This window comes from Williamsia sp. M5A3_1d (assembly GCF_053345315.1).
In genome coordinates, this window is record NZ_JBKEZX010000001.1 from 179550 (window position 1) to 199852 (window position 20303).

Annotated in this window: 20 protein-coding genes and 1 tRNA gene; 14 read left to right on the forward strand and 7 right to left on the reverse strand. The window is 68.6% G+C overall.

Annotated elements, in window-relative coordinates; translation table 11 throughout:
- The first annotated feature begins 44 nt into the window (after nt 1-44).
- Nucleotides 45-1418: an alpha/beta hydrolase-fold protein gene (locus ACLBW1_RS00940; RefSeq protein WP_447809530.1), complete on the forward strand. Its 1374-nt coding sequence runs from the start codon at nt 45-47 to the stop codon at nt 1416-1418.
- A gap of 18 nt (nt 1419-1436) precedes the next feature.
- Here the strand turns inward: ACLBW1_RS00940 and ACLBW1_RS00945 are convergent, their stop codons facing one another.
- The 3 genes from ACLBW1_RS00945 to ACLBW1_RS00955 form a co-directional block, all read right to left on the reverse strand.
- A complete protein-coding gene (locus tag ACLBW1_RS00945) occupies nt 1437-2609 on the reverse strand; it encodes a hypothetical protein (protein ID WP_447811093.1) in 1173 nt (390 codons plus the stop codon).
- Nucleotides 2610-2677: 68 nt separating this feature from the next.
- Nucleotides 2678-3775 carry an acyltransferase family protein gene (locus tag ACLBW1_RS00950; protein ID WP_447809532.1) on the reverse strand — a complete coding sequence of 366 codons (1098 nt, stop codon included), beginning with the start codon at nt 3773-3775 and terminating at the stop codon, nt 2678-2680.
- A gap of 53 nt (nt 3776-3828) precedes the next feature.
- Nucleotides 3829-5160 carry a UDP-N-acetylmuramoyl-tripeptide--D-alanyl-D-alanine ligase gene (locus ACLBW1_RS00955; protein WP_447809534.1) on the reverse strand — a complete coding sequence of 444 codons (1332 nt, stop codon included), beginning with the start codon at nt 5158-5160 and terminating at the stop codon, nt 3829-3831.
- 102 nt (nt 5161-5262) lie between these two features.
- Between ACLBW1_RS00955 and ACLBW1_RS00960 the strand changes: the two genes are divergently transcribed.
- The 5 genes from ACLBW1_RS00960 (at nt 5263) to ACLBW1_RS00980 (ending at nt 10389) form a co-directional block, all read left to right on the forward strand.
- Nucleotides 5263-6357, forward strand: coding sequence for a D-alanine--D-alanine ligase family protein (locus ACLBW1_RS00960; RefSeq protein ID WP_447809535.1), 1095 nt, complete (start codon nt 5263-5265; stop codon nt 6355-6357).
- An 11-nt stretch (nt 6358-6368) separates the two neighbouring features.
- Nucleotides 6369-7418: a magnesium transporter CorA family protein gene (locus ACLBW1_RS00965; protein ID WP_447809537.1), complete on the forward strand. Its 1050-nt coding sequence runs from the start codon at nt 6369-6371 to the stop codon at nt 7416-7418.
- Nucleotides 7419-7513: 95 nt separating this feature from the next.
- On the forward strand, nt 7514-8674 hold the full coding sequence (locus ACLBW1_RS00970) for an NAD(P)H-binding protein (RefSeq protein WP_447809539.1): 1161 nt from the start codon (nt 7514-7516) through the stop codon (nt 8672-8674).
- A gap of 4 nt (nt 8675-8678) precedes the next feature.
- Nucleotides 8679-9392: a CPBP family intramembrane glutamic endopeptidase gene (locus ACLBW1_RS00975; RefSeq protein WP_447809540.1), complete on the forward strand. Its 714-nt coding sequence runs from the start codon at nt 8679-8681 to the stop codon at nt 9390-9392.
- A gap of 49 nt (nt 9393-9441) precedes the next feature.
- Entirely contained in the window at nt 9442-10389 is a 948-nt protein-coding gene (locus ACLBW1_RS00980) for a glycosyltransferase (protein WP_447809541.1), read from the forward strand.
- Here ACLBW1_RS00980 and ACLBW1_RS00985 read toward each other — a convergent pair.
- Nucleotides 10346-10435: transfer RNA gene (locus ACLBW1_RS00985), tRNA-Ser, on the reverse strand. The two genes, ACLBW1_RS00980 and ACLBW1_RS00985, sit on opposite strands and share 44 nt — an antisense overlap.
- Nucleotides 10436-10519: 84 nt before the next feature.
- On the opposite strand from ACLBW1_RS00985, the gene ACLBW1_RS00990 reads away from it, so the two are divergent.
- On the forward strand, nt 10520-11485 hold the full coding sequence (locus ACLBW1_RS00990; protein ID WP_447809542.1) for an alpha-1,2-fucosyltransferase: 966 nt from the start codon (nt 10520-10522) through the stop codon (nt 11483-11485).
- Nucleotides 11486-11512: 27 nt separating this feature from the next.
- Here ACLBW1_RS00990 and ACLBW1_RS00995 read toward each other — a convergent pair whose 3' ends face one another.
- Nucleotides 11513-12082, reverse strand: a complete 570-nt coding sequence (locus ACLBW1_RS00995) for a MarR family winged helix-turn-helix transcriptional regulator (RefSeq protein WP_447809543.1) — start codon at nt 12080-12082, stop codon at nt 11513-11515.
- 199 nt (nt 12083-12281) lie between these two features.
- On the opposite strand from ACLBW1_RS00995, the gene ACLBW1_RS01000 reads away from it, so the two are divergent.
- Nucleotides 12282-13259: an NAD(P)H-quinone oxidoreductase gene (locus tag ACLBW1_RS01000; RefSeq protein WP_447811094.1), complete on the forward strand. Its 978-nt coding sequence runs from the start codon at nt 12282-12284 to the stop codon at nt 13257-13259.
- A gap of 90 nt (nt 13260-13349) precedes the next feature.
- Here ACLBW1_RS01000 and ACLBW1_RS01005 read toward each other — a convergent pair whose 3' ends face one another.
- A complete protein-coding gene (locus tag ACLBW1_RS01005) occupies nt 13350-14546 on the reverse strand; it encodes a cysteine desulfurase-like protein (protein ID WP_447809544.1) in 1197 nt (398 codons plus the stop codon).
- Between the two features lie 103 nt (nt 14547-14649).
- Between ACLBW1_RS01005 and ACLBW1_RS01010 the strand changes: the two genes are divergently transcribed.
- The 4 genes from ACLBW1_RS01010 to glfT1 are packed head-to-tail and all read left to right on the forward strand — an operon-like array spanning nt 14650 to nt 17893.
- Nucleotides 14650-15210: a bacterial proteasome activator family protein gene (locus tag ACLBW1_RS01010; RefSeq protein WP_447809546.1), complete on the forward strand. Its 561-nt coding sequence runs from the start codon at nt 14650-14652 to the stop codon at nt 15208-15210.
- A 49-nt stretch (nt 15211-15259) separates the two neighbouring features.
- Entirely contained in the window at nt 15260-16123 is an 864-nt protein-coding gene (gene wzm, locus ACLBW1_RS01015) for a galactan export ABC transporter permease subunit Wzm/RfbD (protein WP_447809547.1), read from the forward strand.
- Nucleotides 16124-16136: 13 nt separating this feature from the next.
- Nucleotides 16137-16994: a galactan export ABC transporter ATP-binding subunit Wzt/RfbE gene (wzt, locus tag ACLBW1_RS01020; RefSeq protein WP_447809548.1), complete on the forward strand. Its 858-nt coding sequence runs from the start codon at nt 16137-16139 to the stop codon at nt 16992-16994.
- On the forward strand, nt 16991-17893 hold the full coding sequence (gene glfT1 / locus ACLBW1_RS01025; protein WP_447809550.1) for a galactofuranosyltransferase GlfT1: 903 nt from the start codon (nt 16991-16993) through the stop codon (nt 17891-17893). The genes wzt and glfT1 overlap by 4 nt, the downstream gene beginning before the upstream one ends.
- A 43-nt stretch (nt 17894-17936) precedes the next feature.
- Here glfT1 and ACLBW1_RS01030 read toward each other — a convergent pair whose 3' ends face one another.
- Nucleotides 17937-18515: a hypothetical protein gene (locus tag ACLBW1_RS01030; protein ID WP_447809552.1), complete on the reverse strand. Its 579-nt coding sequence runs from the start codon at nt 18513-18515 to the stop codon at nt 17937-17939.
- A 208-nt stretch (nt 18516-18723) separates the two neighbouring features.
- On the opposite strand from ACLBW1_RS01030, the gene ACLBW1_RS01035 reads away from it, so the two are divergent.
- Both ACLBW1_RS01035 and ACLBW1_RS01040 read left to right on the forward strand, forming a co-directional pair.
- Nucleotides 18724-19356 (forward strand): ester cyclase, encoded by a 633-nt coding sequence (locus ACLBW1_RS01035; RefSeq protein WP_447809554.1) that lies wholly within the window; start codon nt 18724-18726, stop codon nt 19354-19356.
- A 50-nt stretch (nt 19357-19406) separates the two neighbouring features.
- On the forward strand, nt 19407-20285 hold the full coding sequence (locus ACLBW1_RS01040; RefSeq protein ID WP_447809555.1) for an LLM class flavin-dependent oxidoreductase: 879 nt from the start codon (nt 19407-19409) through the stop codon (nt 20283-20285).
- The last annotated feature ends 18 nt before the right edge of the window (nt 20286-20303 follow it).

Sequence of the window (20303 nt, forward strand, 5' to 3'; positions counted from 1 at the left end):
AAACTCACAGTCCCACAACCATTTACGAGGGCACAATCGGTGTCGTGCCTGTGTCGCCACACCAGGGCGTGTCCCTGCTCGACGGGTGGTTCCCGCTCTCCCTGCAGATCGTCGCCGCCGTCGTCCTCATCCTCGCCATCGGATGGCGGACCCGCCGCTGGCGGCTCTTCTGGTTCCCGATCGCGGTCGTCGTGGCGGTGGCCGGCGCGTGGGCGGTCCACCTCTACTTCGACTCGGAGGGACTCGCGACCGACCCCGCCCCCTGGCAGTTGTGGTTGTGGGTGGGCCTGAGCATCGGCGCGCTCGCTGTTCTCATCCTCGGCTTCACCACGGCGCGGTGGTGGCGACGGGGCGTGACGGTGATGGCGGTGCTGCTCACGGTGCTCACCACGTCGGTCATCCTCAACCAATGGGTGGGCTACTACCCGACGCTGTCCGCGGCGTGGGGTGCCATCACCGCCGGTCCACTGCCCGATCAGGTCTCGGCATCAACACTGCCCTCGATGCGCGACACCACACGCACGAAGGGTGCGGTCGTCCCGATGACGACGCCCGACTCGATCAGCCACTTCGCGCACCGCACCGAGTACGTCTATCTCCCGCCCGCGTGGTTCCGGGGATCGACGCCACCCGCGTTGCCGGTGGTGATGATGATCGCGGGCGAGTTCAACACCCCGTCCGACTGGATCCGCACCGGAAACGCCATCTCGATCGCCGACGCGTACGCCGCAGCACACGGCGGCCAGGCGCCGGTCCTCGCGTTCGTCGACGCCGGTGGCTCGTTCAACAACGACACCGAATGTGTCAACGGTCCGCGCGGCGATGTCGCCACGCACCTCACCGACGAGATCCGTCCCGCCGTGATCTCGCGGTTCCACACCGCATCCACGGCGGCGCAGTGGGGAATCGTCGGGTGGTCGATGGGCGGGACGTGTTCGGTCGACCTGACCGTGATGCACCCCGACCTGTTCTCGAGCTACGTCGACATCGCGGGCGACGCCGCCCCCGTGGCGGGCACCGCGGCCCAGAGCGTGCAGCGACTGTTCGGCGGGAACGCCTCGGCGGCAGCCTCCTTCGACCCGGCGACGGTGATGAAGCGCCACGGACCCTACGTCGGGGTCTCGGCGCGGTACGAAGAGGCTGACCAGAAACGGACGCCACGATGGCGCGGTCACGGGCATGCGTCTCGCGGCGGAGGGCAGGGCAGCAGTGCAGGCGCCGGTCTCGGCGGGCGCGGCGACGGCGGGACGAACGACCAGTCACAGGCCGCGGTCTCGCTGTGCGCCGACAACCGCGCGGTCGACATCAGCTGCACCATCGACTCCCGACCCGGCAGGCATTCGTGGCAGTTCGCCTCGGGCGCGCTGCAGGACACCCTGCCGTGGCTTTCGCACCAGATCGGTGTCGCGGGCTCCTGAACCGTGTCGTCGGGGACGTCAGCGGGGCTTGGGTCCGTCGGTCGACGACAACCGGAGGATGTTGCCCTGCAACACGTCCCGGTAGATACGCAGCTGCTCCTCACCGGAACGCACCTGCTCGGTGAGGCGCTTGGTGTTGTCGGCGGAGATCTCGCGATCACCGGAGCGGGCGACGAGCCGGTCGATACGGTCGTCGATGGTGGCGGTGTGCGCGAACTCGGCGAGCACCCGCAGTTCCACCGCAGCCGATTCGACGACCTCGGCCACCGACGCCAGCGCGGCGACGCGCTCGACGAGTTCGCCCCACACCGGCCGCAGCGCACCCTCGCGTCCGTCGATGTGCGAGGTGAAGTCGGCGTCGAAGCCCGCCGCACGGCGGCTGGAGTCCAGATCGATACGGATGGCGCGCAGCGCGATCACGTCAGCCGCGATGTCGGCGAGCTCCGCATGGAGATCGACCGCGGTGCGCTGGATCTCGAAGTGCTCGGAATGCCAAGCAGGGCAACGCATCACCCTGTCGTAGAACGAGCCCGCCGCGAACAGGATAGTCTCGTACCCGTCGACGAAGCGCGAGTCCTCGGAGGCGGCGAAGCCGTCGGTGTCGCCGACGAGCTCGGCGACCCATCGGTGGCCGCGCTCGAGTCCCGCTCTCGCGGCGGCCGATCCGACCATCCCGGCGACGCGGTCGATCGCCGCGGTCCCCGCGCGACGCACGTAACCGCCGGAGTCCACGTTGGGTGTGGGCGTGTAGGTGAGTCCGACGAACAGGCGCTCGCGGTCGGCGAGTTCGAGGTGCACACCCTCGCGGCGTTCGCGGCGGATCCCGCGGATGCTGGTCGAGAAGATGCCCTTGCCGCTGACGAGCGACTTGCGGGCGTCGTCGAGCCGACGCACGAACGTGTTGCGACGACTCCGCAGCACGGGCGCGACCATGCCCGGGATCATCGGGTTGTCGAGTTGGGCCTCGATGGCGTTGATGGTGCGGTGCATCCGGCGCAGTTCACCGAACCCGCCGCGGTCGCCACCGAGAACGGTGTTCGCCGTCGGGATCGGAAGCCCCGACGACATGCGTCGGATCACGATCGCGCGTGCGGGCTCGGTGAGGTGACCGGACGCGATCACGACGGCGGCGTCGTCGGACAGTTCGGGGTGCGGGCCCGGGATGGTCGACCGCTCGCACCAGAGACGGATCGCCGCAGCGTCGACGGAGTCTGCACCGGTGGCGTCAGGCCGGTCCGGGTTGGCGCGATCGGGGCTGGTCACACCGTCGATGGTACGGATCGGACGCGCTCGCGACCGCTCGGGCGCCGCCAGATGACCGAGGTCACGCGATGCAGCGCCCACGCGATCGGGGCGGTGATGACCGTCGTCACCACGAAGACGCCGACGGTCGACCCGGTGAAGGTGCGGTAGTCGAGGACGTCCATCACGATCTCGAGCACAAGGAGGTGGGTGAGGAAGAACTCGTAGGAGATCTCACCGAGCCAGACGATCATCGGCCGCGACAGCAGGCGGTCGAACCACGATCCCGGTGGGCCGAGGACGAGTGCGCCGACGAGACACATCGCCGCACCCAGATAGAGCATCAGCTTGATGACGGTCGCCGACATCGCCGTCGGGGTGATGGTCGGTTCGCCGGCGAACCCGGCGCAGCTGAGCTGGAAGAGCAGGACGGCGATCAACACCAGCAGCGTCGGGTTCGCCCGCACCGAGAGCTGGACCGCGACGGCCAGGATCATCCCGCCGACGAACCAGCTGAGGAAGGCCGGCGGCCAGAGCCGCGCGGTCGGATCGACACCGTCGCCGGTGTGCGTCACCAGCGCCCAGACCGGCGAGACCGCCAGCAGTGCGACCAGGCTGATCAGCACGAGGTCGGGCCGCCACCGCCGGCGGCAGACCACGGCGGTGATCACCCAGCCGATCGCGGGCAGCGCCAGGTAGAACACGACCTCGACCGCGAGGCTCCACATCTGGGTGAGTGCGGTGTGCAGGTGGCCGAAGCCGTAGATCTGGGTGAGCGTGAGGTTGCGGAGCAGTCCGTCGACGCCGCGGCCGAACTCCGAGTCGTCGGTGCGCAGCCACGCGTAGACGGCGTAGACCACCAGCACCGTCACCCAGTAGGCGGGCAGGATGCGTCGCACCCGGTGGTCGGCGTACCGCCGCAGCGACGGTGATCCCGTGCCGTGGGCGAGACCCGAGACCCACGGGCGGAACAGCAGGAACCCCGACAGCGTGAAGAAGATCGGCACACCGATCTCGAGGCGCGCGAGGATCCGTCCCGGCAGGTCGTCGGTGTAGTGGCCGGTCCAGAAGGCCGCGTGCGAGGCGCACACCAGGAGCGCCGCGACGCCGCGCACACCGGTCAGCGACGCCGAGAGGCGCAGTGGCGGTGGCGCGTTCGTCGACTCGATCAGTGCGCGCCCGTGGTCGTGAGCAGCGCCTGGGCCACCCGCTCGAGTGCGGCGACCCGACTGCCCTTCACCAGCACCGCGTCGCCGTCGGCGAGATCGCCCAGCGCCAACACGGCGGCGTCGATGTCGGCGACGTGGGTGGCCCGGGGTCCGTAATCCGGGGCGTCGACCGCGATCACGTCGATTCCCAGTTCGGCGGCGCGGTCGCTGATCGCGAGATGTTCGGCTCGTGCGGTGCCGCCGAGCTCGGCCATCACGCCCACCACGGCGAGCTTGCGGTTTCCGGTGAGTCCGGCGAGCGCCTCCAGCGCCGCGACCATCGAGGTGGGGTTGGCGTTGTAGGAGTCGTTGAGGATCTGCACGCCGGTGTCGGTGCGCGACAGCTCCATTCGCAGACCGGAGATCGCCGCACCCGACAACCCCTCGGCGATGCGGTCGACACCGAGCCCGATCCCGCCGGCCACCGACGCCGCGGCGAGCGCGTTGTGGACCTGGTGGCGACCCCGTGCCTGCATCGACACCTCGATCGACCCCCACGGCGTGTGCAGCACGAAGGTGGGGCGCAGTTCGGCGTCGATGCGGATGTCGGTGGCGCGGACGTCGGCGGTGGGAGCCGACCCGTAGGCGATGACGCGCGCCGAGGTGCGTGCCGCCATCGACACCACCTCCGCCTGATCGGCGTTGAGCACGGCGAGACCGTCGTCGGGAAGCGATGCGATGAGCTCACCCTTGGCCTGCACGATGGAGGCGATGTCGCCGAACAGTTCGAGGTGCACACCGTCGACGCGGGTCACGACACCGATCGTCGGATGGGCGATCTCGCACAGCGTCGCGATGTGCCCCACCCCGCGCGCACCCATCTCCACCACCACGGCCTCGGTGTCGTCGGGCGCGTTGAACAGGGTGATCGGGAGACCCAGTTCGTTGTTGAACGACCGCTCGTTGGCCGCGGTGCGCAGGCTGGTCGCGAGGACCTGGGCCAGCAGATCCTTCGTCGAGGTCTTGCCGACCGATCCGGTGACGCCGATGACCGGGCCGGTGACGCGGGCCCGGGCCGCCGTGCCGAGGCGCGCGAGTGCCGTGGCGGTGTCGTCGACCTCGACGACGGTCACGCCCGCATCGGGGACCGCTGTCGAGGCGAGCGTCGCCACCGCTCCCGCGGCCACCGCCGTCGGGATGAACTCGTGGCCGTCGCGCGCGGCGACGATCGGCACGAACAGCTGCCCGGTGCTGATGGTGCGCGAGTCGATGCCGACCCCCGACACCGTCGTGTCGGCGCCGATCAACCGGCCACCGGTCGCCGCGGCCACCTCCGTTGCTGTGAATTGCACGCATCGAAACTACTCTGCGACGGCGATGCTCCCCGCCGAACCCGTTCGGCGGTGCCGGGCACGTCTCGCGCGACCGACAGGGCGCAACCGTATGGTGTGGGCATGCTGACCCCCGCCACCTCCGGCGGATCGCCTGATCGTCACCGCCTGGTGGTCCTGTTCGGCGGAGTCTCGGCCGAACACGACGTGTCGTGTGTCACCGCCGCGCACGTCCTCGCCGCCGCCGATCGCGACCGCTACGACATCGTCCCCGTCGGGATCACCCGCGAGGGGGTTTGGACCCGCAACGACGCCGCCATCGCCGCACTGGCGCAGCAGCGCGCGCTACCGGAGAGCCTCGAGCCGGTCGGCACCGCGGTGGCGCCACTGGCGGCCGTCACCGATGGTGATCTCCCCGTCGTGGTGCTCCCCCTGTTGCACGGGCCGCACGGCGAGGACGGGACCGTGCAGGGCATGTTGGAACTCGCCGGCGTCCCGTACGTGGGCAGCGGGGTGCTGTCGTCGGCGGTGTGCATGGACAAGGCGATGGCCAAGGTGGTGACCGCGCAGGCGGGCATCCCGCAGTGCCGCTGGCTGGAATACCGCGACGGCATCGGCGACCGCGCCGAGCTCGAGGCCCGCGCGATCGCCGAACTCGGTGTACCGCTGTTCGTCAAACCCGCCAATCTCGGCTCGTCCGTGGGGATCTCGAAGGCACACGACGCCGACGAGCTGACCGCGGCGATCGACCTCGCCCTGACCTACGACGAGGTGATCGTCCTCGAGGAGGCGGTCACCGGTCGGGAGATCGAGGTCGCGGTGCTCGGCAACGAATCACCCGAGGCGTCGCTCCCCGGCGAGGTGCTGCCCGGCGCGGAGTTCTACGACTACGCCGACAAGTACCTCAACGGCACCGCGGGACTGCAGATCCCGGCGAAGCTGACCGACGACGAGATCGCGACCGTCCGCGGGCTGGCCGTCTCGGCGTTCAGCGCGATGCGCTGTTCGGGGATGGCTCGCGCCGACTTCTTCTACGAGGAGGACGGTCGGGGCTGGCTTCTCAACGAGGTCAACACCATTCCCGGCTTCACGCCGTCGTCGATGTACCCGAAGATGTGGGAGGCCACCGACCTGCCGTACCGCGACCTCATCGACCGACTCGTCGACCTGGCGCTGGCGCGGCACCGCCGTAGGTCCGGCTTCTCGACCTCGCACTGACACGAGACACCGTGGACGACAACAAGGTACGCGGACAGATCTGGCGCGACGGGAAGCCTGTCGACGGTTTCGAGCTCGAGAAGGTGTCGGACTGCATCGACGACCCCTCCACCATGATCTGGGCCGACCTCGTCGACCCCTCCCACGAGACGCTGAGCAGGCTCGCCGGCGAACTCGACCTCAACCGCTGGGCGGTCGAGGATGCGCTGGCGGCATCGGAACGGGTGAAGGCGACCGGCTACGCACACCACACCTTCATCACCGTGTACGCGGTGGCGTTCGACCGGACGGCCGCCACGCCGGACTCCGGCCTCGACGTCGAGTTCGCCGAGAACGCGCTGAAGCTGCAGCGCATCTCGATGTTCCTCGTCGGCAACGCGCTCATCACCGTCCGCCTCACGACAGGGCGCGACGCGTCCGACGACCGGTCGGAGGTGTTCGACATGGACGACGTGGTCGCACGGTGGGGCGAGATCGGCGGGCTCGAACGCGGGGTCGGTTCCCTGCTGCACGGCCTCCTCGACGTCGTCGTCGACGGGCACTTCGAGGCCGTGCAGGAACTCGACGACGCGATCGAGGACCTCGAGAGCATGTTGTTCGACGACTCGACGGGTTCGCGGTCGCTGCAACGCCGGACCTACCTGCTGCGCAAGAACCTGGTGGCACTGCGACGGGTGGTGCTGCCGATGCGCGAGGTGGTGTCGCTGATCCAGCGCCGACGCGACGCCCTCGGCTCGTCCGACCGCCTCGACCCCGAGTTCACCGACCTCTACGACCACGTGCTGCGCGCGACGGAATGGACCGAGTCGTTGCGCGACATGGTGACCACCGTGTTCGAGACGAACCTGTCGCTGCAGGATGCGCGGCTGAACACGGTGATGAAGAAGCTCACCGGGTGGGCGGCGATCATCGCCGTGCCCACGGCCATCACGGGGTTCTACGGCCAGAACGTGCCGTTCCCCGGGTTCGACCACACCGCCGGTTTCGTCACCAGCGTGGTGCTGTTGCTGACCGCGATGGTGGTCCTCTACGTGTTGTTCAAGCGCCGCGACTGGCTCTGAGCAGCGCCACCACCACACCTCACCGCAGACATTCCGCTCGCGGCGGAGCGGTATCTCACACTGAACACCGACGTACCGGTCCGTACCGTAGGGGTATGCGAGTACTGGTCACCGGTGCAACCGGCTACGTGGGGTCACGACTGATCACCGAACTGCTCTCCGCAGGACACGAGGTGGTCGCCGCGTCTCGCAAGCCCGACGGTCTCGCCGCCTTCGGTTGGTACGACGACGTGCTGCCCGTCGCCCTCGACGCGACCGACCGCACCGCCGCGGCCACCGCGTTCGGCGCCATCGGTCACGTCGACGTCGTGTACTACCTCGTCCACGCGATCGGTCAGGCCGGCTTCCGCAGCACCGACAACGCCTCGGCCCGCAACGTCGCCGAGGCGGCTCGCGACGCTGGCGTATTGCGCATCGTCTATCTCGGCGGCTTCGTCCCCGAGGGCGAGAAGCTGTCGGAACACCTGGAGAGTCGGGCCGAGGTCGCCGATCACCTCCGCGTCGACGGCGGCCCCGAACTGGTGTGGCTCCGCGCAGCGGTCGTGGTCGGCGCGGGATCTACCTCCTTCGAGCTCGTCCGCTACCTCGCCGACCGCCTGCCCGTGATCCCGCTACCGGCCTGGGCCGACAACAAGATGGACCCGATCTCGGTCCGCGACATCTGCTACTACCTCGTGGCCGCAGCCGATCCCGACACCCTGCCCGCGGGAGACTACGACGTTGCCGGCGCCAACAAGTCGAGCTACCGCGAACTGCTGTTCTCCTACCTCGCCGCGGCGCACCGCCGCCGTATCCCGTTGCCGCTGCGGGGTTTCGGCACCGGCTTGGCGTCGCTGGTGAGCAGCTCGCTGGTGCCCGTGCCGAGCGGGCTGACCGCCGATCTCGTCGCGTCGCTCGACTACCCGATGTACGCCTCGGAGGACCGCATCCGGTCGATCGTCCCCGATCCGCCGGGCGGTCTGCTCACCGTTGGGGAGGCGGTGTCGCGCTCGCTGGAGAGCGGTCCGGCGCTGCCGGTCAACCAGCTCACCGACATCCATCACCTGGCCGACTCCGACCCCGTATGGGCCGGCGGCGACCTGCTGCGAGTGCGTCGGGTCGCCTCGAGCGTGTTCACCCCGGGCGGGTGGGATCACGTCGAGAAGCTCGGTGCGGGCCTCGTGTTGGCCAACGGGACGGCGGCCGGGGCGGTCCGCACCGGTGTCGACCTCGCCGTGTCGTCCTTCAACAAGATCGCACCGCGCGCGGGTCGGTGACACGATGACGACGATGGTCACTCAGGGTTGGGACGAGTTGCGCGGAGCTGTGCTGCACCGCGAACCCAGTCACCCCGGCGAAGATCCGAAGGTGATCCGTCGGCGACGCATCGTGGTCGTGGTGTTCCTGCTGATCGGGAGCGTGTTCCTGGCGCTGTCGCTCTCGACCGAGCCCGGCGCCTCGATCTTCTACGTCTACACGCTCCTGCTGGCCTCCACCTGGATCATTGGCGCGGCGTTGTCTCGCCCGCTGCACCTCGGACGGATCACCTGGCGCGGACACCGGCGACGTCCGGTGCTCACCGGGATCGGAGTCGGTCTCGGACTCGGCCTGTTCTTCGTGCTGGGTGGACTCGTGGTGCGGTTCATCCCACCGATCCACGACCTCATCGCAGGCGTCTTCGAGCACGCCACGAAGGGGAACCTGGCCGTCGTCGTGGTGATCGCGATGGTCAACGGCCTCGCCGAGGAGATGTTCTTCCGCGGCGCGCTGTACTCGGCCCTCGGCAGGCACTACCCGGTCATCTTCTCGACGCTGATCTACATCGTGGTCACCCTGGCCAGCGGCAACCCGATGCTCGGTTTCGCCGCGATCCTGCTCGGACTCGTCGCCGCCATCGAGCGTCGCGCCACCGACGGCATCCTCGCGCCGATGCTCACCCACGTCGCCTGGACCGCGGTCGTCCTGCTCGCGCTGCCACCCATGTTCGGGGTCTGACCGCCCGCTCGCCGCGAAAATCCGACCAATCGGTCGTATCTTTGTCCATATGCACGCTTCTGCGTCGGTGAACCGCTCCATCTCGGTGGTCATCGCCGCCAAGAACGCCGAGATGCTCATCGGTGCCTGCCTGACGTCGGTGCTGCCCCAGCTGCATGACGGCGACGAACTGGTGGTGGTCGACGATCACTCGACCGACGCCACCACCGACATCTGCGCCGCGATGGGCGTGCGTGTGGTGGCCAACACCCACGCGTCTGGGCCCTACGGCGCACGCAACCTCGGCGCCGAGATCGCCACCGGCGATGCCCTCGTCTTCTTCGACACACGGTGTCGTGCCCGCGACGGCTGGCTGCAGAGCCACCGCACAGCGCTCTTCGACGCCGATCGGCCCGTGATCTCCTACTCCGATGTCACCGTCGCCGAGATCGATGCGCCGGCCGCGCAGGTGGCACGACACCTCAATCCGTTCAGCGCGGGAACCTACGCGAAGGTCGGCTTCTACCCCGCCTGCAACCTCGGGATGCGTCGCGAACTCTTTACAGCGGCAGGAGGTTTCGAGGAGATCCGCGGAGGGGCCGATGTCGGGCTGTGTTCCCGCGCGACCGCACTGGGCGCCGCGTATGTGGTGGACCCGGCCACCCGAGTGGTGTGGCACCCGCGGGAGAGGTTCCGCGAACTGCAGGAACAATATCGGCGATACGGGACATCGAGCTTCCGCCAGCGTGACCGCCGCGCACCCGTGCTGGTGCTCGACACCGCCGCGTTCCTGGGCGTGCGAGCACTCGGCACCTTCATCGGCGCACCCTCGTCACGGTCATCGCTGCGGGCACGCCTCGGCGCGAGTGTCGTCCAGACGACCTTCGAATCAGCGATCCTGCGTGCCGCTCTCGCGGATGCGACCGACGCGGTGCGACGCTCGTCGCCTCTGCGACTCACCCGTCGACCGACTGTGGCGGAAGTGGAGGGATTTGAACCCCCGGTCAGGGTTAACTGACGCTCGCTTTCAAGGCGAGTGCATTCGGCCGCTCTGCCACACTTCCTTCGCCGAGAAGGGTACGTCAGCCCCGCATCTGACTCGTCGAGGGTGATGGGCCGGGCAGCGGCCGGCCGTTAGTGTCGTACGCGTGAACGCGAGCGGTGACCGAGCCCCCACGGTGGTCGGTCCTGCGTCGGCGGCCCCGCACGTCACCGCCCTCGACATCGCCGACGGCATCTGTGTGCACCAGATCGGCGGGGGTCTCGGCAACCAACTCTTCGAGTACGCAGCGGGTTTCGCACAGTCACGGCGACTGGGCTGCCCGCTCTACATCGATGTGTCGGCGTTCTGCAGCTACGCGCAGCGGCCGTTCGAACTCGGCACGCTCGGACTCCCCGGCACCCTGGTCAACCTCGACTACCCGCGCCACGCCGCCGACGGATCGGTGGGCCTGCGACACCGGATCGCGGCGGCGATGCCCCCGCTGACACGACTGCACCTGGCGCGCGCCCCGGTCTTCCGACCCGCCGGCCGCGACGCCGATCCGGCGATCGACTCCGTCGAACCGGGAACAACCCTGTCGGGCTATTTCCAGAGTCCCCGGTACTTCGAGGATGCGGCCGACGAGCTGTCCGAGATCCTCGAGTCGGCACTCGCCCGCGCACGCCGCGACGGTCCACCGCTGCCACACGACTTCCTCACCGTGCACATCCGGCGCGGCGACTACCTGCAGGCGCAGAACATGGGGATCCACGGTCTCGCCGGGCCGGGATATTTCCGCGCCGCGTTCCGACGGTTGGTCGACGCGCCACCGACAGCGGTCGTGTTCACCGACAGCCCCGACCTGCTGACACCCGATTTCGATTTCCTCGCCGACGCCGAGATCTACGACCCCGTTCTCGCGATGGGACCGGTCACCACGCTCGGCGCGATGGCGGCCGGTCGCGGCATGATCCTGAGCAACTCGTCGTACAGCTGGTGGGCGGCGTGGTTGATGAGCCGTCGCGATCCGGACTGCCCGGTGATCGCGCCGCGACCCTGGTACACCAACGGTGATCCCGCAGCCGATCTCCTTCTCGGGCAGTGGCTCACCCTCGATCGGCGACTCCGATGAGACCGATAATCATCGACCTGGTGGTGACTAGTCGGGTTCGAGACCCTCGCGCACGCGGGTGAAGATGCTGCCGAGCTCGTCGAGCTGATCGGAGCTGATGTGGGCGAGCAGGTGTTTGCGCACCCGCCGTGAATGATCGACCTCGGCCGTGCGGAGGTGATCGCGGCCGCGGTCGGTGATGCTGACCAGTCGGTTGCGGGCGTCGCTGGAATCGGGCAGCCGGGCGATGTCGCCGATCCCCACCAGCCGCGACACCTGCCGCGAGATGGTGCTGCGTGACCCGAGACCACTGCTCGACAGGTCCGACATACGCATCGCGTCGGTCTCCGACAGCGCCGTCAGCAGCAGGAACTCGCCCAGCGCGAGGTCGGCGTCGCAGACGAGCGCCTTGTCGAGGGTGACGAGCAGCGCATGCGTTCCGTCGACGAAGGCGCGCCACGCACGCTGCTCCTCCTGCGACATCGACTCGTCGCCGTCCGACTCCTCCGGACGCTCGGGGCTGACCGAGTGCAGGGGCGAGGGCGCAGGAGAGCTCGACCAGGCGTCGGAGTCGACCCCACCCGGGGCCGCGTCCGTCTGCTGACCGATGCTGAACATGTGACCCCCGAGTCGACGGTGTCGTGCGACAAAACAGTTCGCGACGTCATCGAACGATACGACTCACCGACGCGGAACACAGTCGCGCGAACGCGCTACTTTGCACCGCTAACTCTGTGTCGCGATGCCCGTGGACCCGTCGGGTGCAGGGTCATGTGTGCGCGTCGACGGCACGGGGTAGAGATGACGGGTGACCTCCATGCGCACGATCGCCGTCCGCGGCGACGGATCCGACGCCGTCCTCGAACCCACCACCGCACCGAGACCCTCCGCCGGACCCGGTGAGGTCCTCATCGCCGTCTCCGCGGCCGGGGTCAACCGTGCCGACCTCATGCAGCGACAGGGGCTCTACCCGCCGCCACCCGGCGCCAGCGAGATCCTCGGCCTCGAGGTGTCGGGCACGATCGCCGAGCTCGGTGCCGGGGTGAGCGAACTCGCCGTCGGCGACGAGGTGTGCGCGTTGCTCGCCGGCGGTGGTTACGCCGAGTTCGTCGCGGTGCCGGCCGGTCAGGTGCTCCCCAAGCCGGGGTCGCTCGATCTCGTGTCGGCGGCGGCGCTGCCCGAGGTCGCCGCCACGGTGTGGTCCAACCTGTCGATGACCGCAGGCCTCACCGCCGACGAACTCCTGCTGATCCAGGGCGGCGCCAGCGGCATCGGCACCCACGCGATCCAGTTCGCCCGCGCACTCGGTGCCCGTGTCGCGGTGACCGCGGGGTCGCAGCGCAAGCTCGACTTCTGCGCCGATCTCGGTGCCACCACCCTCATCGACTACCATGACGACGACTTCGTGCAGGTCGTGTCGGACCTCGGTGGCGCGAACGTCATCCTCGACATCATCGGCGCGAAGTATCTGCAGCAGAACATCTCCGCCCTGGCCGACAGCGGCCGCCTCGTGATCATCGGTCTCCAGGGCGGCGCGACCGCGGAGGTGAACCTCGGCGCGATGCTCACCAAGCGCGCCACCGTCGCCGCGACGAACCTACGCGGGCGTCCCGCCGACGGCCCGACCGGCAAGATCGCCGTGATGAACGGGGTACGCGAGACCACGTGGCCGAAGGTGGCCGACGGCTCGATCCGGCCGATCATCGACCGCACCTTCGCCCTCGACGACGCCGACGCCGCGCACCGGTACCTCGACGGTGGCGACGCCATCGGCAAGGTGCTGCTCACCCTCTGATCGCCGGCACGCTCGGCGGCGACTTTCGGCACGCTCGGCGGGAACCTTCGGCACGCTCGGCGGCGACTTTCGGCACGCTCGGCGGAGGAGTCAGGCGAGGGAACCGAGGCAGCGGACGAGCTGGTCGACCTCGTAGGGCGTCGAGTACTGGCCGAGGCCCAGGGTCACCGCGCCACCGACGTCACCGGCGCCGATGCCGTCGAGCGCGCGGCTGGGCTGGTCGGCGAGCGCGCAGATGCCGTTGTCGGCGAGGCGCCGCACCACCTTGTCGGCCGACACCCCGCTGAAGGTGAAGCTCACCGTCGGCACCCGCGGATCGCTGGTGCCGACCAGCCGGACGGTGTTGAGCTGTTCGAGCGAGTTCACGAGGTAGGCGAGCAATCGCTGCAGGTACCCCGACAGGCTCGTCATCGAGGTGACGAGCCGCTCGCGGCGGGTGCCGGTCGCGGCCTCGTCGAGATTCGCCAGGTGCTCGATCGACGCGACGAGTCCGGCCAGCATGGCGTGCTGATGGCCGTCGACCTCCAGCCGCTCCGGACCGACCGCGCGCGGCGACAGGCTGGCTGCCCGCAATCGCTCGAGCTGACCGGGGTCGCGGAACACCATGGCCGCCGCCTGCGGACCGCCCCACCGTTCGGCGGAGACCACGAGGACGTCGGCCTGCAGTTCGGTGATGTCGAGCGGCATGTAGGGCGCCGCGCTGGTGGCGTCGACGACGAGCATCGCCCCCACCGACTGCGCCACCGCGGCGACCGAACGGACGTCGGTGACGGTGCCGATGGTCGACGATGCGGCCGTCATCGCGATGACACTGGTCGACTCACCGGCGAGGTCGCGGTACTGCCAGGGAGGCAGCGCCCCGTTCTCGATGTCGACCTCGGCCCATGACACCTTCGCGCCGAACCGATCTGCGGTGCGGATCCAGGGGGCGAGGTTGGCCTCGTCGTCGAGGCGGCTGACGATCACCGTCGACCCCAGCCAGACACTGGGGTTCATCGCCTCGGCGAGGGTGTTGAGCAGGGCGCCGCGACTCGGTCCGAGGACCACTCCGCGCGGCTGCCCACCGACGAGGTCGGCGACCGCGCTGCGGGCCGCGTCGATGATCGCGCGCGACTGCAGGGCGGCGGGGTAGACACCGCCGGGCGCGGAGACCAGCGCCCGGAACGCCTTCGACACCGTGGATGCGACTGAGTCGGGGATCTGCATGCCGACCTGCGGATCGAGGTGGATCCACCCGTCGCCGAGTGACGGGAACAGCCCGCGCACCCGAGCGACGTCGTAGGTCATGGCAGACACGATAGACCGTTCGCTTAGGTGAGCCATACCAGCTCGTCACCGCAGGTGGGGGCGGTGCCCACATGCCGTGACACGCATATCGCACAATGGGTACATGACATCCCCAGTCTTCGGTTCAGGGTCGGGCTCCACGGGGTCCGACGACCGCATCGTGGTGGTCGGTCCAGGTGGCGCGGAGGGCACTGGCGGCGCCGGTCGTTCCGGCGACGACCAGGAGGGTTCGGGTGGCCTCACCGACATGGTGGAGCAGCCGGCCAAGGTGATGCGGATCGGCACGATGATCAAGCAGCTGCTCGAGGAGGTCCGCGCGGCTCCTCTCGACGACGCCAGCCGCACCCGCCTCAAGGAGATCCACCAGTCGTCGATCCGCGAACTCGAGGACGGGTTGGCTCCCGAGCTGCGCGAAGAACTCGAGCGGTTGGCGTTACCGTTCACCGACGAGTCGACACCGTCGGACGCCGAACTGCGTATCGCCCAGGCCCAGCTCGTCGGCTGGCTCGAGGGACTGTTCCACGGGATCCAGACGGCACTGTTCGCGCAGCAGATGGCCGCCCGCGCGCAGCTCGAGCAGATGCGTCAGGGCCAGCTCCCCGGGCCGGGCGGTGGCCCCATCACCGGCGGACACGGCGTGACCGGCACCGGCCAGTACCTCTGACCTGCCGCGAGACCGTCGACGATCGGTTCGGCCGGTAGGCTCGTGCACCGTGTCCACTGTTCTGCACGATGACGACGTCTCACCGGCCGCGCCGGTCACATCGGACTCGAGGACGTTCCGACGCGCCTGGGAGGACCTGCGCACGGGCTTCGCCCAGCGCGAACTGTGGGCCCTGCTCGGGTGGCAGGACATCAAGCAGCGCTACCGCCGATCACTGCTCGGCCCCCTGTGGATCACCGTCGCGACCGGAGTCACCGCCGTCGCGATGGGCCTTCTCTACGGCGAGCTGTTCGGCATCGACATCAAGACGTTCCTGCCGCACGTCACCCTCGGTCTGATCTTCTGGAACTTCATCTCCCAGTCGATCCTTGAGGGGTCGGTGGTGTTCTCCACCAACGAGGGGCTCCTCAAGCAGATCCCGTCGGCGCTCAGCGTGCACGTCTACCGCCTGGTGTGGCGACAGTCGATCATCTTCGCCCACAACATCGTCATCTACGCCGTGGTGATGGCGGTGTTCCCGCAGCCGGTGAACTGGACGATCCTGCTCATCATCCCGGCGCTGTTCCTGTTCGCCCTCAACGCGATCTGGGTGACGATCGTGTTCGGGATCCTCTCGACGCGGTTCCGCGACATCGGCCAGTTGCTCGCCACGGTGGTGCAATTGGTGTTCTTCATGACGCCGATCATCTGGACGACCGACAACCTCGGCCAGAACGCCCAGAACTCCAGCCGACTCAAGCTGGTCGAACTGAACCCGATGTTCCACTACCTCGAGATCTCCCGCGGTCCGCTGGTCGGCGAGCACGTGCAGGCCTACCACTGGTTCATCGTGATCGGCTGCACGGCGCTGGGCTGGGCGGCGGCACTGCTGGTCCTGCGCAACTACCGGGCCCGCGTGGCCTACTGGGTCTGAGAGGGCATCTGCCATGAGCACAGTGCGACTGGACACCTGGGGTGCGTGCGTCGACTTCCCCATCTTCGACGCGAAGACACGGTCGTTCAAGAAGTCGGTCCTCGGCCGCGCCGGCGGTGTGATCGGCTCCAACGAGTCGAACGTCGTGGTGGTCGAGGCGCTCAAGAACATCGACCTGCATCTCTCCCACGGCGACCGGATCGGTCTCGTCGGGCACAACGGTGCCGGCAAGTCGACGCTGCTGCGGCTGCTGTCGGGCATCTACGAGCCGACCCGCGGCGCCTGCAAGATCCAAGGTCGCGTGGCGCCGGTGTTCGATCTCGGCGTCGGTATGGACCCGGAGATCTCCGGCTACGAGAACATCATCATCCGCGGCATGTTCCTGGGCATGAGCCGTCGCGAGATGCTGAAGAAGACCGACGAGATCGCCGAGTTCACCGAACTCGGCGACTACCTGAAGATGCCACTCCGCACCTACTCCACCGGTATGCGTGTCCGCGTCTCGCTGGGCGTCGTCACCAGCATCGACCCCGAGATCCTCATCCTCGACGAGGGCATCGGCGCGGTCGACGCGGACTTCATGCGCAAAGCCCGTGTGCGCCTGCAGGATCTGGTGAAGCGTTCGGGAATCCTGGTGTTCGCCAGCCATTCCAACGAGTTCCTCGCCCAGCTGTGCGACCGTGCCCTGTGGATCGATCACGGCGAGGTCCGCATGGACGGCGGCATCGAAGAGGTGGTCGGCGCCTACGAGGGTCCCGACGCCGCGCGTCACGTGCGTGACGTGATCGCCGATGTCGCACGCGACGACCAGGCACGTGATGACCAGGCCCGCAACGATGCGGCGCGCGCCGGGTCGGCCGATCCGGCGTGACCGAGCGCGTCGTCGCGGTGGTGGTCACCCACCGCCGCGTGGAGTTGCTGCGTCAGTCGCTAGCGGTGCTCGCCGGGCAGAGCCGACCCATCGACCACCTCGTGGTGGTGGACAACGGTGACGAGGCCGCGGTCGCCGACCTCGTGAACGCGCTCGACGTGCCGACCACCTACATCGGGTCGGCCCACAACCTGGGCGGCGCAGGCGGTTTCGCGCTCGGCATGCTGCACGCCCTGGCCCTGGGCGCCGACTGGGTGTGGTGCGCCGACGACGACGGACGCCCCGAGGGGCCCGACGTGCTCGCCACACTGCTGCGGTGTGCCACCGAGGGTGGTTACGACGAGCTGTCGCCGGTCGTGTGCAACATCGATGACCCCGACACCCTCGCCTTCCCCCTCCGACGCGGTGTCGTGTGGCGTCGCAAGCGATCCGAGCTGTTCGCCGGACCCGAGGAGACCGAGGAGGTCCTCGACGGGATCGCCTCGTTGATGAACGGTGCGCTGTTCTCCGCGCGCGCCATCGACGCCGTCGGCGTACCCGACCTTCGGCTGTTCGTCCGCGGCGACGAAGTCGAGATGCATCGCCGACTCGTGCGATCGGGGCTGCGGTTCGGCACCTGCCTCATCACCGCCTATCTGCATCCCGACGGCACCGCGGAATTCCGACCGATCCTGGGCGGACGCATGCACACCCAGTACCCCGACGACGCCACGAAGCGGTTCTTCACCTACCGCAACCGTGGGTATCTGCTGCACCAGCCGGGTCTGCGCAAGCTGATCCCGCAGGAGTACGCACGGTTCGGCTGGTACTTCCTCGTGCAGAAACGCGATGTCGCAGGCTTCCGCGAGTGGGTCCGCCTGCGCGGTGCGGGCCGTCGCGAACACTTCACACGCCCCTGACGCCGACCGAGTCGGCGTCAGAGGCGAGGCGCGCTGCTGCCCGTCAGGCGGCGTAGGCGACCGCCATGCCCGGCTCGACATCATCGCTGTGGCGGGCCCGCACTGCGGCCACGTAGCGCTTCGTGAACACGATCGGGATGACGAACGCGCACACGGTCGTGATCCCCCGCACCATCGGCGACTGCTCGACGAGGACCACGGACAGGATCGCGGAAACGGTGAACGACGCCGCCCACACCGCGGTGATCACCACGTTGAGGCGTCGGAACGCCGGCAGGTCCCACACCTCCCTCGGCGCCTCCTGCTTCGCGATCCCCATCGTGAACGGTGCACCCAGTGCGATACCTGCCCACGCGACCACCGCGAGCCAACCATCCGCCATCGCACCGCTGTAGGCCGACAGCGCGCCGTGCGGGTCGATGAAGGCGATCGGGGTGAGGACGGCGAAGAAGGCCAGCGCCCCGAGGGCGAGGATCTGGCAGTCCCAGGTGGCCCCCGACCGCCGGTCGACCGAGAGCGTCGCACCGGCGAGGACGGCGGCGGCAAGTGCACCCCACTGCCACCCGACCTGCGAGAACACGAGGAAGCCGATCCAGGGGAGGAAGCTCTTGACGTAGGACATCGCGTTCTCCTTCTCGGGGGCTGCAACCGTGCGTTGCCGATGCCTCAACGCTACGAATCGGGGCTCTCGACGTCGTGGTCCCACGGGTCTGGTCCGGGTGGAGATCGTTCTCCACCCGACGGCCCAGATCGTCGACCCCGTGGCGATCTGCGCTGTTCACGACGGGTTTCGTTGTAGATACCGGTATGTTTTCCATACCGTCGCCGGCATGACCACACCGCACCTCACCCGCCGACAGCGTGCCTTCGGGCCACTGCTGACCTTCGCCCTCATCGCACTGCTGACCGTCACCTCGGCGGCGTGCGCCGATCATCGAGAGGACTCGTCGCCGGCGAGACCGGAATCCGCTGTCGACCACACACCCGGTCTCGTCGTGCCCGAGGCCGTCCATCTGGCGTCGGCACCCACCGAACGCGATCGCCGGGTCGTCGCGGTCGCACAGAAGCTCTACACGTTCTGGAACAGCGGCGACACCGCCTTCCTCGACGCCGCATTCGCGCCGGGGTTTCGCGACAACACCTTGCCTGCCGGCCGTCCCCAGGGGCCTGCCGGACCCGCCGCAGCGTCGGCGACATTCCGGAAGGCCATCCCCGATCTCTCCTGTCGCCTGGCCGATCTGTACGTCACCGGCGACACCTTCACCGCGCGACTGGTGTTCGCCGGGCACTTCACCGGCGAGTACGAGGGCGCGCGCGGCGCCGGTCAACCCATCGAGTTCGGCGCCATCGACATCCAGCACACCGGTCCTGCCTCGACGATCGTCGAGGACTGGCACCTCGAGGACAACCTGTCGTTCCTGCAGCAGGCCGGCCTGGTCCGAGTTGGGCCTGGCGCAAACTAGAACATGTTCTAATCGAGGTCGGTGTTGATGTTCGAGTGAGGAGACCGACGATGCGGTTCACGTTCGCCGAGGCGATGACGGATCCACGCTTCTATCCCGACCTCGCGGTCGCCGCCGAGGAGGCGGGCTACGAGGGGTTCACCATCCCCGACTCGCTCGCCTACCCCGAGGTCTCCGACTCCACCTACCCGTACACCGAGGACGGGAGCCGCGAGTTCCTCGACGGCAAAGCGTTCATCGAGACGTTCATCCAGGCGATGGCGATGGGGGCGGTCACGAAGTCCATCCGCTTCAACCCGTTCGTGCTGAAGCTCCCGGTGCGCCCGCCGGTGCTGGTGGCCAAGCAGGCGATGTCGGTGGCGTTCATGACGGACAACCGACTCGCGCTGGGCGTCGGCACCAGCCCGTGGCCCGAGGACTACGACATCATGGGCGTCGACTACGCGCGGCGCGGCAAACGGATGAACGAGTGCATGGACATCATCCGCGGCCTCTCGACCGGCGAGTACTTCGAGTTCCACGGCGAGTTCTACGACTTCGACCGCATCAAGATGAGTCCCGCACCCACCCAGCCGATCCCGCTGCTGGTGGGTGGTCACGCCGATCTCGCACTCAAGCGCGCCGTGGTGCGCGGTGACGGCTGGATGCACGGCGGTGGACAACCCGAGGAGCTCGACGCCCTGCTCGCCAAGCTCCACGACATCCGCAAGGGCGAGGGAAAACTCGACGAACCCTTCGAGATCCACGTGATCTCGCTCGACGCCTACACCCCCGACGGGTGCAGACGGCTCGAGGACAAGGGCATCACCGACGTGATCGTCGGGTTCCGTATCCCCTACATCACCGGCCCGGACACCGAGCCGCTGCAGAACAAGATCGACAACCTGCGGATGTTCGCCGACAACGTGATCGCGAAGGTGAACGGCTGACCGGTCCGGTCAGACCCC

Excerpts from the sequence above, each read along its gene's own strand:
- ACLBW1_RS01040 (WP_447809555.1), top strand. The coding sequence starts at position 19,407 with ATGCGGTTCACGTTCGCCGAGGCGATGACGGATCCACGCTTCTATCCC.
- ACLBW1_RS01010 (WP_447809546.1), top strand. The coding sequence starts at position 14,650 with ATGACATCCCCAGTCTTCGGTTCAGGGTCGGGCTCCACGGGGTCCGAC.
- wzt (WP_447809548.1), top strand. The coding sequence starts at position 16,137 with ATGAGCACAGTGCGACTGGACACCTGGGGTGCGTGCGTCGACTTCCCC.
- ACLBW1_RS00975 (WP_447809540.1), top strand. The coding sequence starts at position 8,679 with ATGACGACGATGGTCACTCAGGGTTGGGACGAGTTGCGCGGAGCTGTG.
- ACLBW1_RS00980 (WP_447809541.1), top strand. The coding sequence starts at position 9,442 with ATGCACGCTTCTGCGTCGGTGAACCGCTCCATCTCGGTGGTCATCGCC.
- ACLBW1_RS01000 (WP_447811094.1), top strand. The coding sequence starts at position 12,282 with ATGCGCACGATCGCCGTCCGCGGCGACGGATCCGACGCCGTCCTCGAA.
- ACLBW1_RS00960 (WP_447809535.1), top strand. The coding sequence starts at position 5,263 with ATGCTGACCCCCGCCACCTCCGGCGGATCGCCTGATCGTCACCGCCTG.
- ACLBW1_RS01035 (WP_447809554.1), top strand. The coding sequence starts at position 18,724 with ATGACCACACCGCACCTCACCCGCCGACAGCGTGCCTTCGGGCCACTG.
- ACLBW1_RS00970 (WP_447809539.1), top strand. The coding sequence starts at position 7,514 with ATGCGAGTACTGGTCACCGGTGCAACCGGCTACGTGGGGTCACGACTG.
- ACLBW1_RS01005 (WP_447809544.1), bottom strand. The coding sequence starts at position 14,546 with ATGACCTACGACGTCGCTCGGGTGCGCGGGCTGTTCCCGTCACTCGGC.
- ACLBW1_RS00995 (WP_447809543.1), bottom strand. The coding sequence starts at position 12,082 with ATGTTCAGCATCGGTCAGCAGACGGACGCGGCCCCGGGTGGGGTCGAC.
- ACLBW1_RS01030 (WP_447809552.1), bottom strand. The coding sequence starts at position 18,515 with ATGTCCTACGTCAAGAGCTTCCTCCCCTGGATCGGCTTCCTCGTGTTC.